This is a genomic window from Salinisphaera orenii subsp. halophila YIM 95161 (assembly GCF_003732545.1).
GTDB lineage: Bacteria > Pseudomonadota > Gammaproteobacteria > Nevskiales > Salinisphaeraceae > Salinisphaera > Salinisphaera orenii_A.
This window is the reverse complement of the sequence record NZ_AYKF01000088.1, coordinates 92,000-104,649: the sequence shown is the minus strand read 5'-3', so window position 1 is coordinate 104,649 and position 12,650 is coordinate 92,000. Positions and strand designations below refer to the sequence as shown.

The 12,650-nt window shown below is 69.5% G+C and carries 27 protein-coding genes and 1 other RNA gene; all 28 read right to left on the bottom strand.

Features of this window, described 5'->3' with window-relative positions; translation table 11 throughout:
* Nucleotides 1-552 carry a phage protein Gp27 family protein gene (locus SAHL_RS10760; RefSeq protein WP_123591416.1) on the bottom strand — a complete coding sequence of 184 codons (552 nt, stop codon included), beginning with the start codon at nucleotides 550-552 and terminating at the stop codon, nucleotides 1-3.
* Nucleotides 553-556: 4 nt separating this feature from the next.
* Complete coding sequence (locus tag SAHL_RS10755; protein WP_123591415.1) at nucleotides 557-868, bottom strand: VpaChn25_0724 family phage protein; 312 nt, start codon at nucleotides 866-868, stop codon at nucleotides 557-559.
* A 10-nt stretch (nucleotides 869-878) separates the two neighbouring features.
* Entirely contained in the window at nucleotides 879-1,217 is a 339-nt protein-coding gene (locus SAHL_RS10750; protein ID WP_123591414.1) for a DUF2730 family protein, read from the bottom strand.
* The gene (locus tag SAHL_RS10745; RefSeq protein WP_123591413.1) at nucleotides 1,214-1,444 is read right to left on the bottom strand and encodes a TraR/DksA C4-type zinc finger protein; all 231 of its coding nucleotides are present in this window, start codon (nucleotides 1,442-1,444) and stop codon (nucleotides 1,214-1,216) included. Before SAHL_RS10745 ends, SAHL_RS10750 begins: the two co-directional genes overlap by 4 nt.
* 81 nt (nucleotides 1,445-1,525) lie before the next feature.
* Entirely contained in the window at nucleotides 1,526-1,747 is a 222-nt protein-coding gene (locus SAHL_RS10740; protein WP_123591412.1) for a hypothetical protein, read from the bottom strand.
* A gap of 1 nt (nucleotide 1,748) precedes the next feature.
* A complete protein-coding gene (locus tag SAHL_RS10735) occupies nucleotides 1,749-1,985 on the bottom strand; it encodes a hypothetical protein (RefSeq protein ID WP_123591411.1) in 237 nt (78 codons plus the stop codon).
* Between the two features lie 107 nt (nucleotides 1,986-2,092).
* Nucleotides 2,093-2,278, bottom strand: a complete 186-nt coding sequence (locus SAHL_RS10730) for a hypothetical protein (RefSeq protein WP_123591410.1) — start codon at nucleotides 2,276-2,278, stop codon at nucleotides 2,093-2,095.
* Between the two features lie 63 nt (nucleotides 2,279-2,341).
* Nucleotides 2,342-2,914: a transglycosylase SLT domain-containing protein gene (locus tag SAHL_RS10725; protein WP_123591409.1), complete on the bottom strand. Its 573-nt coding sequence runs from the start codon at nucleotides 2,912-2,914 to the stop codon at nucleotides 2,342-2,344.
* A gap of 62 nt (nucleotides 2,915-2,976) precedes the next feature.
* The gene (locus SAHL_RS10720; protein ID WP_123591408.1) at nucleotides 2,977-3,372 is read right to left on the bottom strand and encodes a Mor transcription activator family protein; all 396 of its coding nucleotides are present in this window, start codon (nucleotides 3,370-3,372) and stop codon (nucleotides 2,977-2,979) included.
* Entirely contained in the window at nucleotides 3,369-3,797 is a 429-nt protein-coding gene (locus SAHL_RS10715) for a gp16 family protein (protein WP_123591407.1), read from the bottom strand. The genes SAHL_RS10720 and SAHL_RS10715 overlap by 4 nt, the downstream gene beginning before the upstream one ends.
* On the bottom strand, nucleotides 3,794-4,075 hold the full coding sequence (locus tag SAHL_RS10710; RefSeq protein WP_148045548.1) for a hypothetical protein: 282 nt from the start codon (nucleotides 4,073-4,075) through the stop codon (nucleotides 3,794-3,796). The genes SAHL_RS10715 and SAHL_RS10710 overlap by 4 nt, the downstream gene beginning before the upstream one ends.
* A complete protein-coding gene (locus tag SAHL_RS10705) occupies nucleotides 4,072-4,587 on the bottom strand; it encodes a hypothetical protein (RefSeq protein ID WP_123591405.1) in 516 nt (171 codons plus the stop codon). Before SAHL_RS10705 ends, SAHL_RS10710 begins: the two co-directional genes overlap by 4 nt.
* An 11-nt stretch (nucleotides 4,588-4,598) precedes the next feature.
* Nucleotides 4,599-4,675: hammerhead ribozyme type II (locus tag SAHL_RS10700), an RNA gene on the bottom strand.
* Nucleotides 4,674-4,937, bottom strand: coding sequence for a hypothetical protein (locus SAHL_RS10695; RefSeq protein ID WP_123591404.1), 264 nt, complete (start codon nucleotides 4,935-4,937; stop codon nucleotides 4,674-4,676). Before SAHL_RS10695 ends, SAHL_RS10700 begins: the two co-directional genes overlap by 2 nt.
* 160 nt (nucleotides 4,938-5,097) lie before the next feature.
* On the bottom strand, nucleotides 5,098-5,283 hold the full coding sequence (locus SAHL_RS10690; RefSeq protein WP_123591403.1) for a hypothetical protein: 186 nt from the start codon (nucleotides 5,281-5,283) through the stop codon (nucleotides 5,098-5,100).
* Between the two features lie 2 nt (nucleotides 5,284-5,285).
* Nucleotides 5,286-5,903 carry a DUF3164 family protein gene (locus tag SAHL_RS10685; protein ID WP_123591402.1) on the bottom strand — a complete coding sequence of 206 codons (618 nt, stop codon included), beginning with the start codon at nucleotides 5,901-5,903 and terminating at the stop codon, nucleotides 5,286-5,288.
* Nucleotides 5,904-5,916: 13 nt separating this feature from the next.
* Complete coding sequence (locus tag SAHL_RS10680) at nucleotides 5,917-6,162, bottom strand: hypothetical protein (RefSeq protein ID WP_123591401.1); 246 nt, start codon at nucleotides 6,160-6,162, stop codon at nucleotides 5,917-5,919.
* On the bottom strand, nucleotides 6,159-6,725 hold the full coding sequence (locus SAHL_RS10675; RefSeq protein WP_123591400.1) for a hypothetical protein: 567 nt from the start codon (nucleotides 6,723-6,725) through the stop codon (nucleotides 6,159-6,161). The genes SAHL_RS10680 and SAHL_RS10675 overlap by 4 nt, the downstream gene beginning before the upstream one ends.
* Complete coding sequence (locus SAHL_RS17850; protein ID WP_184947622.1) at nucleotides 6,722-6,889, bottom strand: hypothetical protein; 168 nt, start codon at nucleotides 6,887-6,889, stop codon at nucleotides 6,722-6,724. The genes SAHL_RS10675 and SAHL_RS17850 overlap by 4 nt, the downstream gene beginning before the upstream one ends.
* Complete coding sequence (locus tag SAHL_RS17845) at nucleotides 6,886-7,032, bottom strand: hypothetical protein (protein ID WP_184947620.1); 147 nt, start codon at nucleotides 7,030-7,032, stop codon at nucleotides 6,886-6,888. Before SAHL_RS17845 ends, SAHL_RS17850 begins: the two co-directional genes overlap by 4 nt.
* Nucleotides 7,029-7,379, bottom strand: a complete 351-nt coding sequence (locus tag SAHL_RS10670) for a hypothetical protein (protein ID WP_123591399.1) — start codon at nucleotides 7,377-7,379, stop codon at nucleotides 7,029-7,031. The genes SAHL_RS17845 and SAHL_RS10670 overlap by 4 nt, the downstream gene beginning before the upstream one ends.
* The gene (locus SAHL_RS17840; protein WP_184947618.1) at nucleotides 7,372-8,382 is read right to left on the bottom strand and encodes a hypothetical protein; all 1,011 of its coding nucleotides are present in this window, start codon (nucleotides 8,380-8,382) and stop codon (nucleotides 7,372-7,374) included. Before SAHL_RS17840 ends, SAHL_RS10670 begins: the two co-directional genes overlap by 8 nt.
* Nucleotides 8,379-8,735, bottom strand: a complete 357-nt coding sequence (locus SAHL_RS10660) for a hypothetical protein (protein WP_123591397.1) — start codon at nucleotides 8,733-8,735, stop codon at nucleotides 8,379-8,381. Before SAHL_RS10660 ends, SAHL_RS17840 begins: the two co-directional genes overlap by 4 nt.
* The gene (locus SAHL_RS10655) at nucleotides 8,735-8,956 is read right to left on the bottom strand and encodes a hypothetical protein (protein WP_123591396.1); all 222 of its coding nucleotides are present in this window, start codon (nucleotides 8,954-8,956) and stop codon (nucleotides 8,735-8,737) included. The genes SAHL_RS10660 and SAHL_RS10655 overlap by 1 nt, the downstream gene beginning before the upstream one ends.
* A gap of 2 nt (nucleotides 8,957-8,958) precedes the next feature.
* Entirely contained in the window at nucleotides 8,959-9,921 is a 963-nt protein-coding gene (locus tag SAHL_RS10650; RefSeq protein ID WP_123591395.1) for an AAA family ATPase, read from the bottom strand.
* A gap of 81 nt (nucleotides 9,922-10,002) precedes the next feature.
* The gene (locus SAHL_RS10645) at nucleotides 10,003-10,302 is read right to left on the bottom strand and encodes a hypothetical protein (RefSeq protein ID WP_123591394.1); all 300 of its coding nucleotides are present in this window, start codon (nucleotides 10,300-10,302) and stop codon (nucleotides 10,003-10,005) included.
* A gap of 2 nt (nucleotides 10,303-10,304) precedes the next feature.
* A complete protein-coding gene (locus tag SAHL_RS10640) occupies nucleotides 10,305-12,320 on the bottom strand; it encodes a transposase domain-containing protein (protein ID WP_123591393.1) in 2,016 nt (671 codons plus the stop codon).
* A complete protein-coding gene (locus SAHL_RS10635; RefSeq protein ID WP_123591392.1) occupies nucleotides 12,317-12,622 on the bottom strand; it encodes a hypothetical protein in 306 nt (101 codons plus the stop codon). Before SAHL_RS10635 ends, SAHL_RS10640 begins: the two co-directional genes overlap by 4 nt.
* Nucleotides 12,623-12,650 lie beyond the last annotated feature (28 nt).

Below are 12,650 nucleotides of genomic sequence, written 5' to 3'. Positions count from 1 at the left end.
CTAGGCCTCGCCACGGATGGCGGCGCGCACGAGCTTGAGCGTCTCGGTATCGGGTTGGCGCGCCCCGTCGCTCAAGGCCTCGACACGCTCCTCGGCTTCGGCGAGCGTCTGCTCGCGCAGCTCGCGCTCGCGCTTGTCGCTGATCTGGCCGGCTTCCTCGACGGCGCGGTAGGCGCGCGCCAGCTTCGCGATCTCGTCGGTCGGTACGTCGTCCGCGTCCAGCGCTTTCTGGGTGCTCTTCCACGCGAGCGTGGTCAGCAGTTGCTGGAGCACTTTGCCCATCTGCGATTGCGGTGTGTTGCCCAGCTCGGAGGCCCAGACGCGGGCCGTGTCCTCGGCCTGGATGACGTCCTGCATGCGCTCGCGCTCGGATTTCCGGTACCGGCCGAGCGCGGCGCGCGACGGCACGGCCTCGTCGCCATACTGGTCGCCGAACGTATCGGCGACCGAATCCAGGATCTCGTCCAGCGTCAGCCGATCGGCGCGGATCTCCGCGTCGATGGCCGCGCGCACCGGCTCCGGCAGGCTCTTGATCGAGGATCGACGCCCCATCGGGTCATGCGCTCGGGCTGGGGCGGGCGACGCCCGACAGCACGGTGGCGCCGCCGGCGACGTCGTCACCGCGCTGGGTCAGGGTGATCATGCGCAGGCCGGGGACGGCGAGGTCGGCGACCGTCACAAGCCCCTGTTCGGCCAACCAGTCCACATCGCCGGCGATCACGTCGCGGCTGGCGCGGTGGCCGATCTCTTCGAGCAGGCCGCGCAGGATGCTGCTGTTGGCGGTGTAGTCCGGGGCGTCGCGCAGCACGCGCAGGATCACCAGGCGGCGGTCCTCGGTCCAGCGCTGCGAATAGGTCAGAGGGGGCATGGGCGCCTCGCTAGCTGTTTTTCTCGTGGCTCAGCAAGTGCTGATTCATCAGATCGACCGCGCGCTTGAGTCCGCCCAGCGCGCCGCTGATCTCGCGCATGTCGCCGCGCAGGTCGCTCAGCTCACCGTGCAGCTCCTTGATCTCGGCGGTGCCGGGCACGTACTTCAGCTGGTGTTCCACCGCCGTCGTGCGGCGCTCGACGCCGTCGATCCGCTCGCCGAGTTTCGAGATCGCCTGCCGCGTCGTCTTGTTGCGTGCGGTCCACCAGCTGTAGACCGCCGCGGCCACGGCGCCGAGCAGCGACAGCGCGCTGATCACCGTGCGGATGCCCTCGTAGTCCCAGCTCATGCCCGCCGCTCCCGCGCCTCGAGCGCGGTCTGGCAGCCAAAGCACCGAAAGACCCGCGGGTTGGCCTCCAGACGATCCGGCGCGATGTACTCGTCGCAGTCGTGGCACAGGCCGCGCCAGTTGATCGGCAGCGCCGATTCGGCGATCTGGCGGCGCCGGTGCGCGGCCAGGCCGTAGTCGAGCAACTGATCGGACTCGGGCTGTGCGTCGTCGGCGATATCACTCATGGCGCGGTGCGGTTCTCCAGGGCCTGGATGTAGGCGCCGAGCGCGATTGCGTCTGCGCGGTCGAGACAGATCCCGCCGGCGCTATTCGGATTCGCGTCGATCGTCAGCGTCGGTGCCGTCGGTGCCGGACTGCGGCTCGGCGTCGTCGTGCACGCCGCCGAAGTGATCGCGATACCAGTCGCCAGGATCAGCCTCGAGACGATCGCGCTCGGCCTGGCGTGTCGACGCCCGCCGACGGCGCAGCCAGGCGTCGATCCAACGCCCGGCCCGGTTGAGTAGTTCGACGACCGCGCGCCAGCCCACGTCAGCCGCGCTGCTTCTTCTTCTCGGCCGCCTTCGCGGGCGCGTCGGACATCAGGCCGATGGTGTCGAGCACGCCCTGGACCCGCCGGATCCAGATACCGAGCATCGAGCTGATCTCGTCGTCGCGCGTGGTCGAGGTCACGCCGGCGACACGGGCGAGCATCTGATTGGCCAGACGCGCGAGGCCCACGGCCAGGACGACGTAGGGCGCAAGCTGGTTGATGAGGTCTGCATTCATAGTGAGCTCCGTTCAAGGGCCGCTCACGGCGGCATGGAAAAGCGTGCACAACGCGATCAGGGCCGCATGGGCAATGCGCGGCAGCCGGACGATCAGCCCCAGGGCGGTCATGTGACGGCCCACCAGGCCAGCCGCAGCACGGCCCCGGCGGCCAGCGCCACGACGCCGTAGCACCACAGCGCCAGCCCCACCAGCGCGGCGCGGTCGTCGCCCGGCCGGGCACAGATGATCAGCAGCGACGGCGCGCCGAGCGCGACAAGCCACGCGACGAGCCATGCGATGAGCTCAGTCATGGCGGCCACCGCTCGGGCGCTCGAATACAGACCAGAGCCGCGTCAGCCAGGGCGCGCCGTGCATCACGACGCGCCCCGGGCTTTTGGGAATATCTCGGCCTCGGCGCCTGGACTGGTCGCGGCGACCTTGTGCGGGTAGTCGTGGGGGCGCTCGATGCGGGCGGTGCCGTCGTTGTAGGCGTCCAGCACGCCGGCCCAGCCGTGGCGATCGATGAATCGATCCCGCAGGCGGGCGAGATGGCGGCAGCCGTAGTCGATGCCGATCAGTGGATCGCACAGCCGTGGCAGCGGGCCGTCGTAGCCGTGCTCGCGGGCGACCGCGCCCATGATCTGCATCGGGCCCCAGCTCGTCTTCTGCTGGTTCCACTCGGTGTCCGCGGAGCTGTAATAGCCGCCGTGGGCATCGTTCGTGCCGTGGAAACCGTCGGGCGCGTCGGTCCGGCGTGCGGCCGCGGCGGAGGCCGTGAACGGCTTGCCGGCGCGGACATCCCAGCACCAGCGATAGTGCCGCTCGAAGCGCGTCGCCCATTCGTTGCCTGCGGATTCGACCTGAATCACGCCGAGCACGATGGCCGCGGGGATGTCGTATTCGCGCCCGAGGCGCTTGGCGATGACGGTGAGACTGGTCTGCTGCATGGGCGCCAGTGTCGGCGCCGAGCCCGGGGCGGGATTAGCTGAAGGGGTTCAGCGGGGCCGTGCTAGAACAGCGAATCCTGGCGGCTGGCGAGGGCCTCGCGCCGGCGGGCGGCGAGCGCGTAGACCCAGCGCTCCGTGACGCCGTAGTCGCGGGCCAGCTGGGCGGCCGAGGCGCCGTCAATATAGCGGGCCACGATCGTGCGGTGCAACGCGGCGCGCGTCGCAGCGTGGGCGCGCGGCATGTCGAGGGTATCACCGCCGTAAATCTCGACGAGCTTGGCGGCGGCCTCGGCGCCGATCTCGCGGTTCAGCGCGTGCTCGGGCGTGAGCTGCGCCGGCACGTACAGCCGCGTCCCGCCGCGCGCGGCGATCAGGTCGCAGGTCGCCGCCATGCCGATGACCGCCGCGATCTCGCGGGCGACGGTCGGCAGATAGTCGGTGTCGATCGGTGTGTTCATGCGGCGGGCGGCTCGGGGCCGCGGTCCGGGATACGGCGGCGGCGCTTGTCCAGTGCTGCGATCACGGCTCGAAGCTGCTGTTCATCGCGCAACCACGCGAGGCGTTCGACGGAAAACATCTGCTGCGCAATCGCGTCGGCGTAGGACCACGGCAGGCCCTGATCGGTCAGCAATGCCTCGATCTTGCGAAGCATCGGCTCGCGATCGCGGTTGTGCGGCACCTTGCCCGCCCGCTTCGCGACCTTCGGCTTCCAGCCGCGCGACCTGAAATGCGACAGCACGGCATCGCGGCCGTGGGCGTCCAGATCCTTCGCCGAGCGAACGCGCGCGACCGTCCAGAGGATCTCGCGGTAGACCGCGTCGTCCAACGCCAGGTCTTTCTTGGCGATATGGATCTTGGCGAGCGTGGCGTTGCGGGTGCTCATCGGACGTGGATCCTCGTCATTCGGCCGCAGTGGTCGCACTTGCAGCGCTGGCGTTTTTCGAGCTTCTGGCGCACCGCGCGCAACGCGTCGAGCCGGCGCCGCCATAGCGATTCCTCTTTCGCCATGCGCGCGATCACGTGGACCGGATTAAGCTTCTCGCCGCAGTCCCGGCATTCGACGGTCGCGAGCTGCTCGTCGACACGCAGGCGCTTGTGCTGGCAGCCGTGGTATTTCCAGCGAACCTCGGACAGCGAGATGATGTTGTCGCGAGTGCTCATCGCGCGTTCCACCCATCCATGCACGTCGGGTCGAACCGTTCGCCGGTCTGCCGGCACCGCACGTATTCCGCCCGAAACGCCACCGCGGCCGCCGCGGCGGCGCCATTGACGCTCGCGATCGCGATCGATGCGTTCTCGCGCTTGAGGTGCTGACGTAGCGGTGCGAACCGGGGCCACGTGGCTGCGTAGGAGGTCCACTTCTCGTCGATATCGATGCCCGCGTCTTTGCGGGCGCGCTTGCTCATCCGGGCCAGCGCCTTGCGATATTGGCCGGTGTAGACCGCATGCTGCTCCGGGCAAAAGAACCGGCGCCGCTGCTCGCAGTCCGTGTGGTGCCATTCGCTGCGATATAGACCGTCGACGAAAACCTGGATCGCAAGCCGGTTCTCTGCGACCTGTAACTTACACAGACTCAGCGTGTAGCCGTCGCATTCGAGCTCGGCGCGGCCGAACGGGCCGTAGAGTCCTTCTTCGAGGGCTTTCCACTGTTCGGCTGTAGGCTGTGTGCTCATATCGGGCTCGCGTTTGGCTGCTCATCAGTACCGGGCCACCACGCCCGGCAGACGGCCGCCCGAGCCGTGCTCGGGGACCGTTTCGCTTAGGCCGGCAGAGGTAATCGCTGCTGGCCCCGGGCCTCGAGCTCGGCCGCGCTCGGCGGCAGCGGCTCGCCGCGTTCGTCGACGCAACACAGGCGCGCGTTGTCGTGCTCGGTATGCGGCTCGCCGCAGCGGCCGCAGGCCCAGGCCTCGTAGGGCGGATTGGTGCAGCACTCGACAGCAGCGTCTTGCCATCGATGCGGCTCGCCGCATTCGCCGCAGCACCAGACGCGCGTGGGCTTGGTTTCGTCGTGGGTATCAATCATGTCGTGTCGCCGTGGTTCAAATGGGTGGCCCGTTTCGTGGGCCAGACGGCCGAGTCACGCAGCGAAGGAGTCACTGCGCCCCGGCTGCCGGTGTTGTTTCATGAGCCCATCACCGCCGGCTGGACGAGCCCCGGGTTCAGACCGCCCGGGCCGGTTCTGCTCAGTCGCCGCCGCGACGCATGTCGCGCCGCTGGCAGGCCGCGGAGTGCAGGAACCCGCGGACGATGTCCGGCAGGTTCTGCGGCTCGTGGGCCTCGGGCTGGTTCGGCCAGTGCTCGGCGAGCGCGGCCTCGAGCTGCTCGTCGTCGAAGACCCAGAAATGACTGCGTTCGATGGGGTCGCTCATGGCTAAACCGCCGCCAGATCGAGCGGGACCGGCTCGTAGCGGTCGCCTCTAACCCGCTTGTAAACGCGGATATACGTCACGGTACCGGACACTTGAATGCTGTCCTTGAGCGCCTCGACGCCGCGCTGCCAGTCGGCGTCCTCGATCTCGATGCGCAGCAGCTCGAGGATGGCCGTGGTCTTGAGCTGGCCTTGCTTGTCGGTCCGGAAGGCCCGGTCGACCAGCACGCGCAGGTTGGCGTTGGCGCCCTCGGACCAGCGCTTGATGCAGTCGTCGAAGATGGCCTTGGCGGCGTGGATCTCTTCGGTGAACTCGATGCGCTCGGCGACGGCGCGCTGGATCTTGTACGCGCCGTCGAAGGTGGTGATCGACAGGTTGCCCTTGTCGCCGCCGATCTTGACGTCGTACTCGGTGGCGGCCGTCGAGACCAGGTCGGCCAGGTCGCTGAGCGCCTGCCACTTGTACTGGCGCAGCTGCTCGTGCAGTGCGATGGCCTGGGTGGCGAGGTCGGTGGCCACGCTGTCGCGCAGCTTGTCGTGATCGCGGACCTGGTCTTCGGGGACCAGATGACCCGCGGCGTTCTGCATGTAGCCGTCGGGGACGGTCGTCTGTGCGGACATCTTGGTGCTCCGTTCAGTGGTTCGTGGCTTGAAGCTGGTCGCGATGGATGCGCGCGACCTCGATTACGCCGGCCTGAGCGCGAATCGCAGCGTCGTGCGAGACATGCGCGGCCATCGAGCTGCCGACCAGCGCGAGGATGTCCGTCCAGTAGCGCTCCGGATTGCCCGACGCTTCGGCGTCTTTAATCAGCTCGGCGATCAGCCGATTCGCGCGGCTGCGCGGCACGAGGCTGATTCGGCTTTCTGTGATGTCGGTCATGAGTCGCTGCCCTCGGTCGTGGGTGATTGCGTGGCCGCTCGCGCCTCGGCGAGCGCGTTCTTGAGCGAGCCGCCGGGCGGCTTGGCCGGTACCGGCGCGCCGTGCTGATCGGCTTCGCGTCGCTCCGCGGCCGCACGGGCGCCGCGGTTGCGGCGTTGCTTTTCGCGTGCGTCCTCGGTCTCTGCCTCGGCCTTGTTCGCGCCGCGGCAGATGATTTCGTAGAGGTAGGCGTGGTCCTTGAGCGGCAGCGTGAGCTCGTCGCGCCGGGCGACAACGGTCTGCAACGCGGTCTGCCAGACCGGCTGGGGCGCGGCCCAGGTGCGGCCGTGGCGTTCGATGGCGCCGCGCTCGATGTCGGCGTGCAGCTCGGCCATGAGCCGGTGCGCGCGGCTCCATGCGAGCGCGCGCTGTGGCGGCTGGAACAGCTGCAGGTAGCGCACGAGCGCGTCGGCGAGCGGCGCGGGCCACTTGAGCGCGAGCGCCATCGTCTTGCGGGCGTCGCCCTCGGCCACGAACTGCATCAGGTCGCCGATCTGGCCGCAGGTCGGGCAGCAGGCTTTCATCGCGCCGCCTCCACTCCGCACAGGATCAGCTGGTCGCGGGCGTAGGCCGGCCGTTCGCGGCGCACGCGCTCGAACGCGGCGCGCGGGCTGTCGGCGCGGACACGCACTGTGCCGGCCTCGCGGCCGTCGTGGCGGCGGCGCAGGTGGTAGGTCGCGCCGGTCACAGCCGGCACCCGCTGCGGGTGTTGACGATGTGGATGTGCTGGGTCGGCGTACCGTGGCCGGTGGCCCAGGCGATCGTCTGTATGGCCGCGCCCGCGCCGAGCGCGAACATCGTGAGCGTGATGGCGGCGATGAGCAGCCTCATGACGGCAACCGCAGCTGGCCGCGCAGGTCCGGCAGCGAGACGCGCTTCATCGCGGCGACCTGGCGCAGCGTGGTCATCGACCGGCTGTAGAGGTACTGGCAGGTCGCGTTCAGATCCGACTCGTCGGCGGCCATGTAGTAGCCGTGCGCCGGCAGGCCGCAGACGTGGTGGCCGTCGTTGCGCAGCTCTTCGACGACACGCCGCAGCCGGCGCGTGCCGGCATCGATGCCGTCGGCCGATTCGGTGATCTCGATTACGAGATCCTCGGCGTGCGCGGCGCGCTCGGCGCCGATGTGGCCGGCGAGCGCCTCGAGCACGCGGTCGCGGGTGATCAGATGTTCAGGCATCGCGGGTCTCCAGTTCGGTGTCGAACAGATGGATGACCTGGGCGCGCTCACGGATGAGGTAGGCGATCAGGTCGTGCGTGACGGCCGGCGGGAGGTCGAGCTCGCCGGCGGCGGTCTCGATGGCGAGCGTGCCGTCGCTCCAGAGCCCGAAACGGTGGCCCAGGCGGGCCTCGCCCGGCTCGATCGGCGCCGCCGGGGCGTCGCGTTCGGCGTCGTCGGCCGTGGCGACAGCAAGATCCGCCACCTCCGGCCAGTCCGGCAGGCCGTAGATTCTCCGGTTCGCGGCCGCGTTGTAGCGCCGCAACAGCCGGCCGCGCGTCACGAGGTCACACGTGCTTTCGCTGATCTTCTGGCGTGCGTCCTCGGGGAGTGCGGCATCGAGCTCGTCGAGGCCGATGAAGTCACCGGCCTCGGTGATGGCCGCTATCACGCGGGCCGCGCGGCCGTTGGGTTCGGTCGAGGGCTTCTTTTCCGCAGCCGGCGCCGCCGGGGCGGCCTCGGCATCGGCGGCCGGTGCGTCGGTCGCCGGCGCCTCGGCCGCCCACTCGGCTAGGCCGTACTCGTGAGCGCCATTGGCCGCGCCGGCGCGCGGCCGGCCGACGAGACGCTTCGAGTTCCGCACAACGTTGCGGATCTGCTCGCGAAAGAGATCCAGGCGACGTTCGAGCTCCTCGATGGTGAGCCAGGCGTTGTGGTCGGCGATGCCGTTGATGACGGCCTGGCCGATGTCGGTCGGCGGGCGCCCGGTGGGCGCGGGGGCCGGCGATTGCGGCGCGACCGTGCGGGCGCTGTAGGCGTGGCCGTCTCCGTTTGCCGTTGCGCGCGCTTCGTTGGCGGCGACCATCGCCGCCAGCACGGGCCGCACGTCGCTGACGTCGGCCGCGGATTCGCAGTGCGCGGCGATCTGGGTGGGCGACAGCGGCCGCGGCGCGTCGTGTAGCACGTCGCGCACCTCGAGCCGGATCGCATCGAAGATGCGTTGGCGGACGTCGGGGGCAGTCATGCCGGCACCTCGCTCGCCGGTACCGGCCATTCGACGAACACGCCGCGCCAGCACAGGCCGCGCACGGCCTCGCCGGCGGTGGCGTCGTGCCGGCCGTAGTCCAGCGCGCCGTGGCGTTCGAGCACGCCGGCCGGCGGGGCGCGGTGCAGCGCGATGGTGGCGCCGTCCGGGGTGATCTGGATGGCGCGGATCAGGCAGCCCATGCCGGTGAGCGCATCGACGGCGATACGCGCGGTGGCCAGCTGTTCCATCAGGGCCACGCCGTGCGGCAGCGATTGCAGCGGGCTGCGCCGCGGGCGCGGGGCCGCCGGCCGCTCGATCAGGTCGCAGGTGGTGTCTCGGGTGGCGGGCATTACGAGGCCTCCGGGTTGTTCGGGCACGCGGGGCATGTGCGGGCGAGCTGGGCGCGCGACTCGTTCGTCGGGACGAACGGACGATTGCGGTGGTACTGGCACTGGACCGGCGTGATGGCGCCCAGCACGGGGCACTGGACGTCGTTCGGCCGCGGTGCGAACACGGCCCGCAGGCGCGTCCATTGGCTCTGGTGATCCTGGATTCGGGTGATGCGTGCCATGACTAGTCGCCCCCGAGGTCGCGGTAGGCCGAGCGGATGTGCTCGAGCGTGGGCTGATCGGCATCGGCATCGGCGCCGGCGGCGAACATGGAGGCGAGCCGCATGGTCTTGGTGACGGCCCGCAACGCGCCCGGCTTCTTGGCGATATCGCGCAGCAGCCGGACCGCGTCGGTGGCGGTCACGCCCCAGGCCGTGGCCAGGGCGTCGACGTCGGCCTGGGTCGGCCGATTGAGCGACACGCGCTTGCCGATGCGCGAGAACAGCTGCGCGAATCCGATCGAGCGATTGCCGCCGGTGAGCTGGGTGTAGACGACCTGGTTTCCGAGGATCGCGACGCCGACGCCGGTGGCGTCCTGCAGCGACCGGATGGCCTCAAGGGCACGTGGCGCGAGGTGCTGGGCCTCGTCGATGATGAGCAGCCCCTGCGTACCCTGGAGGCGCTCGATGATCTCGCCCTCGATGCGCGAGGCGCGGCCGGACGGGCGCAGGCCGATGGCCAGGGCGATGCGCTCGAGCGCGGCGCCGACAACGGCCGTGGCCGGGGTCATGGTCACGATCCAGACGTTGGGGGCCTGGCGCTGGTATTCGTGGGCGGTGGACGTCTTGCCCACACCGGCGCCGCCGTAGATCACGGCGATGTCGCCGGCGATCTGGGCGTAGGACAGCGCGGAGCGGATGCGGCGGGCGCTGGGCGTCTGCACCCAGGCCGGCGCCTCGGGCATCTGGGCGTCGGCGCTGCGGCGCTCCCGGCGGGCGTCGAGCCAGCGGGACAGCTTGGCGTCCACGGCCGCGTTATCGCCGCGATACACGCCCTTCAAACGCTGGTTGAGCGCCGATGCGGACAGGCCGGTCTCGCGGGCGACGGCGGCCTGACTCAGGCTGCCGGCCTCCATCTCGTCGCGGACGGCCGCCATCAGGTCGGCCTGCTCGCTGGGGTTAAGGGACACTACGTTGGATTCACTCATTTGCTATGCTTCCTTTTCGTCGTTGTGGTGCGGGCATCCGCCCGCGTCATGGGCCCCTGCCGAGTGGCTGCTCGGTGGGGGCTATTTCGTGGCGTGGTCGCGCTGGGTGTTGTCGACCACCACCGACAGGTGCGGCCGGTCCTGCGAACTGCTCGGGCCGCGCGGCTCGCGCGATTCGCCGACGGCACCGAGCAGCCGGTCCAGGCCGTTCATCACATCGCGGGCCTGGTGGCAGCGGCCGCGCCAGAATTCCTGGTCCAGACGCTCTTCGAACGAATGGGCGTTGCGCTCCAGCAGCGGGGCTTTTTCCTCGAGCATTTCGTCGAGCAAGTCCGCGCCCTCGCGCAGGGTCTGGGTCATGATTCGCCAGTAATCCGTCATGGCTAGGTCTCGGTGTCGTCGTGGGTGGGCCCGCCCAGGTGGGTGCTGCGCAGGTGGTCGAGACCGCGGTCCATCACGTCGTGCCAGCCGAAGCGGGTCTCCGCCTGGCTTTCCTCGGTCTCGTCGGAGGGCTCGGTCAGCGGCGCGCCGTTGACCACCTGCCGGGTCTGTTTGAACGTGCCGCGCACCACGCGCCGCTCGGGCGGATCGGCGTCGTCGGTTTCAGTCGGCAACTGCCGCGCCGCGTCCGCTGCCGACAGCTGCTTTTCACGCTCGAGCGCGGTGCGGTTGGCGTTGACGAACTGCTTGCGCAGGCGGGCGTGTTCGCGCGCGGCGCGGGTGTCGTTGAAGCCGGCGGCCTGGGCGCACTCGATGGCGCCGATGAACCGGCCGTCGAGCGTGTAGGCGTAGACCGCTTCGTGCAGATGGTCCGGGTCGAACCGGACAATGAGCTTGTCGCCCTTGTGCCGCGCCAGGCAGTCCGACCAGTAGGTGTTGTCCATGAGGGTGATCGCGCCGGTCTGGCGCGAGGCGCGCACGCCTTCGGCCGCGAGCAGCCAGAGTCGGCGTTGGCCGGCGGTGGCGCGGCGGATCTCGGACCGGGCGTACGACTCGGCGAAAGTCTCGTCGAAGCTGCGGCCGGCGCAGACCGTGGACCGCCGGCCTTCGCGGGCGTTGTGGGCCTTGATTTCGGTGTCCAGCACAGCGAGGAAGTCGGCCAAATCGACGGCCCGCGAACCGTAGTTCTCCGGCTTGGCCATCGGGCTGTTGCCGGTGTAGGCGCCCTCCAGTGCAGGGTGTTTGGCGACGTACTCGCACAGATCCCGGAAGGCGCGCTCGATGGGCTTGGCCTGGCCGTGATACGGCGTGGTCCAGTGCGGCGTTGTGCCCATCTGCGGCAGGATGCCGACCGGGTCTTCGTCCTTGATCTTGAAGCGATAGCGCGTCGGCGCGCCGCCGGTGAGCATCTTCGAGGCGATGCCGCGGCCGTTGTCGAGGTAGGCATGCTCGGGGATGCCGTATCTCTCGACGACGTCGCCGAACGACAACCGATAGCTGTCGGCGTTCTCGCTCCGGTCGATGCGCCAGCCCAGCAGCTTGCCGCTGTAAAGGCATTGCCAGGCGACCATCATGGGGCGCGTCACGTCGCCGTCCGGCCAGCGCACGAATACGTCGAACTTGTGGCCGTCGGCGTTGACGGCTTCGAGCGCGTGGAAGACCGAACGGTCGCGCTGCTGGGCCGGGTAGCTCTGCGCCAGCGCCTCGCGACCCTGCCGTGCCAGGATGAGCGCGCCCGGCGCGATCTCGCGCTCGATGCGCCGCTCCAGTGTCTTGAGCGACGGCACGGTCCAGCCCTTCTGCGGCGCGATCCGCTGCAGGCGCTCGTAGCAGGCCGTGGCCGCCGGCTGGGCCAGACGCAGGTAGTCGGCCTTGAAGTATTCCCAGGCGCCGGGGCTGCACTCGGCCGTCACGGTGCGGCCGACGTAGCCGGGCACGAGTGCGGCCAGCCAGTCGGCGCGCTCGAAGTCACGTGCGCCGGGCTTGCCGTTGGTGCCGTAATACCAGCCGCTGATCGTGCGCCAGCTCGTGCCGTTGGCCTGGCCGACGTTGCGGAACGCGTCCTTGATGGGCTGGCCGGCGTCGACCAGGCGCATGACCTGGTCGAGCAGTGCCAGGCGTTGCTGCGCCTTGCCCTTCGGGCCCTTGGCCTTGCGTTCGTACTGCGCCCAGAGCTCGTCCCGGTCGTAGGTGAACGCCGCGGCGGCGGGTGCGTCGTGGGCAGTATCGGCTGGGAGCGCGGCACCCTGGGGCGACGCAGCGCAAGAGTGTTTCAGAATTGCGGCCTGCGTTTCGGCCGGCAGGTCGTCAAAGGCATATTCGTAACCTTTGCCTTTGCGGCGCTTACGGCTGGACCAGCCTTCCCGAGCGGCTGCTTTGTTCACGCCGCGTGTACTGCCAGGCATACCGGGCAGCCCCGCCAGATCGGCCGCAGAAAACCACTGCTGCTCGCCAATCATTGATCGCCCCCTCTCAGCTTTAGCATCGCTGCGATTTCCGCATCGAGGGCTGCAATGCGCTGGCGTACCTGAACCAAATCCGCGACTAGCGCATCGGATTCGGCTACCAGAGACGCCACGACGTCCCCATGCAATGCTTTCTGGATACTCGGCGGCAATTGCGCGAACACGTATTCACGCCGCGCGCCGCCGCGGGCCTTTTCTTCTATGTATGGCCAGCCCTCTTTCTTAGCGCGCCTGCTAATTGCACTGCGATCGCGACCGAGCGCATCGGCGATCTGCCGGATGGTCACATCGCTCATGAGCACGCCCCGGTCGATGGGGGGCGGC

What these genes read in the sequence shown, in the direction of transcription:
- SAHL_RS17840 (WP_184947618.1), bottom strand. Translation starts at nt 8,382, where the DNA reads ATGACTGCCCCCGACGTCCGCCAACGCATCTTCGATGCGATCCGGCTC.
- SAHL_RS10670 (WP_123591399.1), bottom strand. Translation starts at nt 7,379, where the DNA reads ATGCCTGAACATCTGATCACCCGCGACCGCGTGCTCGAGGCGCTCGCC.
- SAHL_RS10735 (WP_123591411.1), bottom strand. Translation starts at nt 1,985, where the DNA reads ATGAATGCAGACCTCATCAACCAGCTTGCGCCCTACGTCGTCCTGGCC.
- SAHL_RS10750 (WP_123591414.1), bottom strand. Translation starts at nt 1,217, where the DNA reads ATGAGCTGGGACTACGAGGGCATCCGCACGGTGATCAGCGCGCTGTCG.
- SAHL_RS10760 (WP_123591416.1), bottom strand. Translation starts at nt 552, where the DNA reads ATGGGGCGTCGATCCTCGATCAAGAGCCTGCCGGAGCCGGTGCGCGCG.
- SAHL_RS10650 (WP_123591395.1), bottom strand. Translation starts at nt 9,921, where the DNA reads ATGAGTGAATCCAACGTAGTGTCCCTTAACCCCAGCGAGCAGGCCGAC.
- SAHL_RS10675 (WP_123591400.1), bottom strand. Translation starts at nt 6,725, where the DNA reads ATGAAAGCCTGCTGCCCGACCTGCGGCCAGATCGGCGACCTGATGCAG.
- SAHL_RS10635 (WP_123591392.1), bottom strand. Translation starts at nt 12,622, where the DNA reads ATGAGCGATGTGACCATCCGGCAGATCGCCGATGCGCTCGGTCGCGAT.
- SAHL_RS10755 (WP_123591415.1), bottom strand. Translation starts at nt 868, where the DNA reads ATGCCCCCTCTGACCTATTCGCAGCGCTGGACCGAGGACCGCCGCCTG.
- SAHL_RS10725 (WP_123591409.1), bottom strand. Translation starts at nt 2,914, where the DNA reads ATGCAGCAGACCAGTCTCACCGTCATCGCCAAGCGCCTCGGGCGCGAA.
- SAHL_RS10705 (WP_123591405.1), bottom strand. Translation starts at nt 4,587, where the DNA reads ATGAGCACACAGCCTACAGCCGAACAGTGGAAAGCCCTCGAAGAAGGA.
- SAHL_RS10685 (WP_123591402.1), bottom strand. Translation starts at nt 5,903, where the DNA reads ATGTCCGCACAGACGACCGTCCCCGACGGCTACATGCAGAACGCCGCG.
- SAHL_RS10640 (WP_123591393.1), bottom strand. Translation starts at nt 12,320, where the DNA reads ATGATTGGCGAGCAGCAGTGGTTTTCTGCGGCCGATCTGGCGGGGCTG.
- SAHL_RS17845 (WP_184947620.1), bottom strand. Translation starts at nt 7,032, where the DNA reads ATGAGGCTGCTCATCGCCGCCATCACGCTCACGATGTTCGCGCTCGGC.
- SAHL_RS10680 (WP_123591401.1), bottom strand. Translation starts at nt 6,162, where the DNA reads ATGACCGACATCACAGAAAGCCGAATCAGCCTCGTGCCGCGCAGCCGC.
- SAHL_RS10695 (WP_123591404.1), bottom strand. Translation starts at nt 4,937, where the DNA reads ATGATTGATACCCACGACGAAACCAAGCCCACGCGCGTCTGGTGCTGC.
- SAHL_RS10660 (WP_123591397.1), bottom strand. Translation starts at nt 8,735, where the DNA reads ATGCCCGCCACCCGAGACACCACCTGCGACCTGATCGAGCGGCCGGCG.
- SAHL_RS10720 (WP_123591408.1), bottom strand. Translation starts at nt 3,372, where the DNA reads ATGAACACACCGATCGACACCGACTATCTGCCGACCGTCGCCCGCGAG.
- SAHL_RS10655 (WP_123591396.1), bottom strand. Translation starts at nt 8,956, where the DNA reads ATGGCACGCATCACCCGAATCCAGGATCACCAGAGCCAATGGACGCGC.
- SAHL_RS10645 (WP_123591394.1), bottom strand. Translation starts at nt 10,302, where the DNA reads ATGACGGATTACTGGCGAATCATGACCCAGACCCTGCGCGAGGGCGCG.
- SAHL_RS10690 (WP_123591403.1), bottom strand. Translation starts at nt 5,283, where the DNA reads ATGAGCGACCCCATCGAACGCAGTCATTTCTGGGTCTTCGACGACGAG.
- SAHL_RS10730 (WP_123591410.1), bottom strand. Translation starts at nt 2,278, where the DNA reads ATGACTGAGCTCATCGCATGGCTCGTCGCGTGGCTTGTCGCGCTCGGC.
- SAHL_RS10715 (WP_123591407.1), bottom strand. Translation starts at nt 3,797, where the DNA reads ATGAGCACCCGCAACGCCACGCTCGCCAAGATCCATATCGCCAAGAAA.
- SAHL_RS10745 (WP_123591413.1), bottom strand. Translation starts at nt 1,444, where the DNA reads ATGAGTGATATCGCCGACGACGCACAGCCCGAGTCCGATCAGTTGCTC.
- SAHL_RS10710 (WP_148045548.1), bottom strand. Translation starts at nt 4,075, where the DNA reads ATGAGCACTCGCGACAACATCATCTCGCTGTCCGAGGTTCGCTGGAAA.